Origin of the sequence: Paracraurococcus lichenis (assembly GCF_030657435.1) — a bacterium.
Lineage (GTDB): Bacteria > Pseudomonadota > Alphaproteobacteria > Acetobacterales > Acetobacteraceae > Paracraurococcus > Paracraurococcus lichenis.
Map to the genome: position 1 here is coordinate 1 of NZ_JAUTWS010000397.1, position 724 is coordinate 724.

Genomic DNA, 724 nt, shown 5'->3' on the forward strand with positions numbered 1-724 from the left:
CGCTTTGGCGTGGCGGTGGCGGTGCGGACGATGGGCACCTACCTGGCGCGTTGGGGCTACACGCCGCAGAAGCCGCTGCGGCGGGCTTATGAGCAGGACCCGGCCGCGGTGCGGCGCTGGCTGCGGCGGGAGTACCCGGCGATCGCGGCGCGGGCCAAGGCAGAGAGCGGCGTGATCTTCTGGGGCGACGAGAGCGGCTTGCGCTCGGACGACGTGCGCGGCCGCAGCTACGCCCCGCGGGGCGAGACCCCGGTGGTCCGCCCCAATCACCGCCGGGCCAATGTCGGCCTGGTCTCGGCGGTGACCAACCGGGGCGAGGTGCGCTGGATGGTCCTCGACGGCGCGATCAAGGCACCCACCCTGATCCGCTTCCTTGAGCGCCTGGTGCGCGACGCCGGGCGCAAGGTATTCCTCATCCTCGACCGCTTGCAGGTGCACCGGGCACGGCTGGTCCGCGACTGGCTGGCGGGGCGCGAGGCTCAGATCGAGGTATTTCACCTGCCGGCCTATAGCCCCGAGCTGAACCCGGACGAGGGTGTGAACGGCGACGTCAAGCAGGCGGTCACCGCCAGGCCGCTGGCGCGCAGCAAGCCGCAGCTCAAGCAGACTGTCGTCAACCACATGCGCAGCCTGTCCAAGCGGCCGGACCGCATTCGCGCCTTCTTCCGCCATCCGCAGTTCCGCTACGCAGCCTAGCTCAAGAACACCACGGCCGGCTCAATAA

The 724-nt window shown here is 70.3% G+C and carries 1 protein-coding gene; it reads left to right on the forward strand.

The annotated features are described in order from the left end of the window. On the forward strand, positions 1-696 hold a 696-nt coding region (locus Q7A36_RS40460; RefSeq protein WP_305109437.1), incomplete at its 5' end, for an IS630 family transposase. Positions 697-724 lie beyond the last annotated feature (28 nt).